Raw genomic sequence first — 3,903 nt, 5'->3', positions numbered from 1 at the left:
GCGCCCGCTTTTGCGAGCTCCAGCGCGATTTCCTTGCCGATGCCGCTTGCGGCGCCCGTGACGACTGCGGTCTTGCCGTTCAGATCTGCTGCCATGTCCGTCTCCTTCCGTTATCGGATCGAAAAAGCGCGCCCCGCTGCATCCGCTTTCGTCGCGGTCGTGCAGGTGGAGGCCAGCCGCTATTGTGCACGATCGGCCCCGCCGTTCGCGCGCAAAACGTCTAAGCTTAAGGTCGGTTCAGAGTCGCGGGAGATTCCCATGCACTATCGACGGCTAGGCCGCTCCGGCCTGCAGATCAGCGCGCTTTCGCTCGGCTCGTGGGTCACCTACGGCAACCAGGTCGATCAGCGGGTCGCCCGCGAATGCCTTGCGGCGGCCCGCGATGCAGGCGTCAATTTCTTCGACAACGCCGAGGTCTACGCCGGTGGCAAATCCGAGGAAATCATGGGCCAGGCGCTCAAGTCGCTCGGCTGGCCGCGCGTCAGCTACCTCGTGTCCACGAAGTTCTTCTGGGGGCTCGCGGAAGCGCCGAACCAGTACCACACACTGAACCGGAAATATCTGCTGAACGCGATCGACGGCTCGCTGCGCCGGCTGCAGCTCGACCATGTCGACCTCGTGTACTGCCATCGCCCCGATCCGAACACATCGATCGAGGAGACCGTCTGGGCGATGAGCGACATGATCGTACGCGGCAAGGCGCTGTACTGGGGCACGTCCGAATGGAGCGCCGACGAGATCCGCGCCGCGTACGAGATTGCCGAGCGGCACCATCTGCACAAGCCGGTCGTCGAGCAGCCGCAGTACAACCTGTTCCACCGTACCCGGGTCGAACAGGAATACGCACGGCTCTATCACGACTACGGCCTCGGCCTGACGACCTGGAGCCCGCTGGCATCGGGGCTGCTCACCGGCAAGTACCGGAACGGCGTACCGCCGGGCAGCCGCGCGCAATTGCCGGGCTACGACTGGCTCCGCGAACGGCTGACGGATCCGGTCAGCAACGATGTGGTCGAACGGCTCGGCGAGATCGCGACCGAACTCGGCTGCAGCACCGCCCAGCTCGCGATTGCATGGGTACTCGCGAATCCGCGCGTGAGTTCGGTCATTACCGGCGCCTCGCGAATCGAGCAGATCGGCGACAACATGCGCGCGCTCGACGTTGCCGAGAAACTGACGCCGGAGATCAAGCAACGCATCGAGGAGGCCGTCGGCGATGCATACGAGTAAGGCGGCTCACGCCCACTCGCGTACAATACGCGGCCGCATTGGCGCGCGGCCCGACGGCTTCGCGCGATCATCCGTTTTCATCGATTCACCCTTCGTTTCAGGCAGCCAGCCATGCTCAGTTATCGTCACGGTTTTCACGCAGGCAACCACGCGGACGTGCTCAAGCACGCCGTCGTCGTCCAGCTGCTGCGCTACCTGAACAAGAAAGACAAGTCGTACTGGTACATCGACACGCACGCCGGTGCCGGCGTGTATTCGCTGCGCGACGGTTATGCCGCCAAGACAGGGGAATTCGACACCGGCGTCGGGCCGCTGTGGAACGAAAAGGACCTGCCCGAAGCGCTCAGCGACTACATCGACGAGGTGCGCGCGCTGAACGACGACGGTGAGCTGCACTACTATCCGGGCTCCCCGTATCTCGCATGGCGATCGATGCGCGAGCAGGACCGGATGCGCCTGTTCGAAATGCACACGACGGAAATCGACGTGTTGCGTCACAACTTCCGCGATGCGGGGCGCCGCGCGATGATTTTCGCCGGTGACGGCTTCGAGGGCATCAAGGCGCTGCTGCCGCCGCCGCCGCGACGCGCGCTCGTGCTGATCGATCCGTCCTATGAGGACAAGAAGGACTACGCGCGCACGGTGACTTGCGTGACGGAATGCCTGAAGCGTTTCGCGACAGGCTGTTACGCGATCTGGTATCCGCAGGTTGCGCGGGTGGAATCGCAGCGTTTTCCGGAGCAGCTCAAGCGCCTGCAGCCGAACAACTGGCTGCACCTGACGCTGACGGTATCGAATCCGCCGGCAGATGGCCTGGGCCTTTACGGCAGCGGAATGTTCATCCTGAATCCGCCGTACACGCTCGCGCAGAGCATGAACGAAGCGCTGCCCTATCTCGTCGAGCGCCTGGGACAGGACAGCGGCGCGCGGTGCCAGATCGAGCACCGCGGAAACTGAGCGAACGGTTTTCCGTTACGGCTGCGGTCTTGGCGCGGGTCTTGGCTGATTGGCCGGCGACCCACCCCAGCCCGGCACATTGATATACGGCGCGACAAACAGCGGGACCGAAGAATTCGGTCCCTGCCCTGCCGGCGCTCGCATGCCTGCGGGCTCAACGATCGGCTCGGACGATAACGGAGCCGTTTGCAACACCAGGCCGCCCTTGCCATCCTGGATCCCGCGTTGCGTATCGAGAATCAGCGGCCTGGACGACGTCGCCGCACCAGCCGCCATGCCGTGAGCGAGCACCGCGGCCCCCAGAAAGAGACGCGCGCGGGAAACGTGACGCACATCGAGACGCAAACGCATGGTCGTGTTCTTCCGGTTGAAAAGCAGGTCCATACCATAGCGCCACGCCGACGATTTCGCCAGATCGGACGCACAAAAAAACAAAGCCCCGTCAACACGGGGCTTGCTTTTCGCTCGGTGCCACACGGCACCTGACGGTGACTCCGATTACAGCGAGTAGCCGTTGGTTTCGAGCGAGCGGATGCGGCTCTCGAGCTGGACGATGTCCGACGACGACGCGAGGTAAGCCTCACGGCGTTCACGCTCTGCGGATTCGAACCAGTTGCTCAGCTTTTCAACGATGTAGGCGATCATGATGTTCTCCAAGGAAGGGGGACCCCTGGCGAATCGAGATTCAGGGATTTCCCGTATAGGGTTATCCCGAATTATAGCGATGCCGCACCAAGATGCCAGTGAAATGCTTGCATGGAAGCCATTCCAGTTTGGAATGGTTTACGAACTATCTGCTTCAACCCACTGATTTTTAAAGATATTGAATCGAGGCTCCGATTCGGCCTCGAGGATATGCACTAATCTGGTTCACTGACCGGGTCGGCCAGCCGCGCCAAGATCGGGCATTCGGGTCGCCCGTCACCATGGCAGTGCGCGGCGAGATCGGCAAGTGTATTGCGCATGTCGCTCAATTCCGCGATGCGTTTGTCGAGTTCGGCCACGTGTTCGAGGGCGATCGACTTCACTTCGGCGCTGGCGCGGGAGCGGTCTTGCCAGAGCATCAGCAGCTTGCGAATATCCTCGACGAGAAAACCGAGCCGCCGCGCCTGGCGGATGAAACGCAGAATATGGACGTCATCCGAACCGTAGATGCGGTATCCGGCGTCGCTCCGCTTGCTCGGCGCAAGAAGGCCGACCTGCTCGTAGTACCGGATCATTTTTGCGCTGACGCCGGATTCGCGCGACGCGTCGCCGATATTCATTCCCTGCCCTCTCTCCATCAAGCACTGGTTCGAACACGAACGTCGACGCAAGCAACCGTCGACGACATTTCGATCGTATCAAATCGCGAGATTTCGTTCCTGGATAGGCAGTGACGGCCGGATCGACCGCAATCCGGATGTCCTTATTGAGGTAGGTGGTGGCTGCGAAATCTGCCGGTTCGGAGCAGCATGCAGCGCGTATCAAGCTGCCCGCCCACTGACGATCACGCCAACACTTGCAGCGATCGCGCATTTCTGCGCTGCAAATGCAAAAACCCCCGCCTTTCGGGCGGGGGTTTCTGGCTTAGGGAGCCTGACGATTACCTACTTTCACACGGGAATCCGCACTATCATCGGCGTAGAGTCGTTTCACGGTCCTGTTCGGGATGGGAAGGGGTGGGACCGACTCGCTATGGTCATCAGGCAAAGAGGGTTGTCACGTTGCTTCGCA

6 protein-coding genes and 1 rRNA gene are annotated in these 3,903 nt (G+C 61.7%); 2 read left to right on the top strand and 5 right to left on the bottom strand.

The annotated features are described in order from the left end of the window. Positions 1-95, bottom strand: a 95-nt coding sequence (locus DID99_RS35905) for an SDR family NAD(P)-dependent oxidoreductase (RefSeq protein WP_124489873.1), incomplete at its 3' end; no start/stop codon positions are given. 163 nt (positions 96-258) lie between these two features. Between DID99_RS35905 and DID99_RS35900 the strand changes: the two genes are divergently transcribed. Both DID99_RS35900 and DID99_RS35895 read left to right on the top strand, forming a co-directional pair. Then, positions 259-1,230 carry an aldo/keto reductase gene (locus tag DID99_RS35900; protein WP_124572229.1) on the top strand — a complete coding sequence of 324 codons (972 nt, stop codon included), beginning with the start codon at positions 259-261 and terminating at the stop codon, positions 1,228-1,230. Positions 1,231-1,341: 111 nt separating this feature from the next. Continuing rightward, complete coding sequence (locus DID99_RS35895) at positions 1,342-2,187, top strand: 23S rRNA (adenine(2030)-N(6))-methyltransferase RlmJ (RefSeq protein ID WP_124668673.1); 846 nt, start codon at positions 1,342-1,344, stop codon at positions 2,185-2,187. Positions 2,188-2,202: 15 nt separating this feature from the next. Here the strand turns inward: DID99_RS35895 and DID99_RS35890 are convergent, their stop codons facing one another. The 4 genes from DID99_RS35890 to rrf form a co-directional block, all read right to left on the bottom strand. Further along, positions 2,203-2,571, bottom strand: a complete 369-nt coding sequence (locus DID99_RS35890) for a hypothetical protein (RefSeq protein WP_124489870.1) — start codon at positions 2,569-2,571, stop codon at positions 2,203-2,205. 114 nt (positions 2,572-2,685) lie between these two features. Further along, on the bottom strand, positions 2,686-2,832 hold the full coding sequence (locus tag DID99_RS35885; RefSeq protein ID WP_081053322.1) for a DUF3563 family protein: 147 nt from the start codon (positions 2,830-2,832) through the stop codon (positions 2,686-2,688). 215 nt (positions 2,833-3,047) lie between these two features. Continuing rightward, the gene (gene cueR / locus DID99_RS35880) at positions 3,048-3,452 is read right to left on the bottom strand and encodes a Cu(I)-responsive transcriptional regulator (protein ID WP_044849283.1); all 405 of its coding nucleotides are present in this window, start codon (positions 3,450-3,452) and stop codon (positions 3,048-3,050) included. A gap of 311 nt (positions 3,453-3,763) precedes the next feature. Continuing rightward, positions 3,764-3,876, bottom strand: a 5S ribosomal RNA gene (gene rrf, locus DID99_RS35875). Positions 3,877-3,903: the final 27 nt, after the last annotated feature.

This window comes from Burkholderia sp. Bp8986 (assembly GCF_003854225.1).
GTDB lineage: Bacteria > Pseudomonadota > Gammaproteobacteria > Burkholderiales > Burkholderiaceae > Burkholderia.
This window is presented reverse-complemented; position numbering and strand designations above follow the sequence as displayed.

Coding starts and splice junctions, on each gene's coding strand:
- DID99_RS35895 (WP_124668673.1), top strand. CDS start 1,342: ATGCTCAGTTATCGTCACGGTTTTCACGCAGGCAACCACGCGGACGTG.
- cueR (WP_044849283.1), bottom strand. CDS start 3,452: ATGAATATCGGCGACGCGTCGCGCGAATCCGGCGTCAGCGCAAAAATG.
- DID99_RS35890 (WP_124489870.1), bottom strand. CDS start 2,571: ATGGACCTGCTTTTCAACCGGAAGAACACGACCATGCGTTTGCGTCTC.
- DID99_RS35900 (WP_124572229.1), top strand. CDS start 259: ATGCACTATCGACGGCTAGGCCGCTCCGGCCTGCAGATCAGCGCGCTT.
- DID99_RS35885 (WP_081053322.1), bottom strand. CDS start 2,832: ATGATCGCCTACATCGTTGAAAAGCTGAGCAACTGGTTCGAATCCGCA.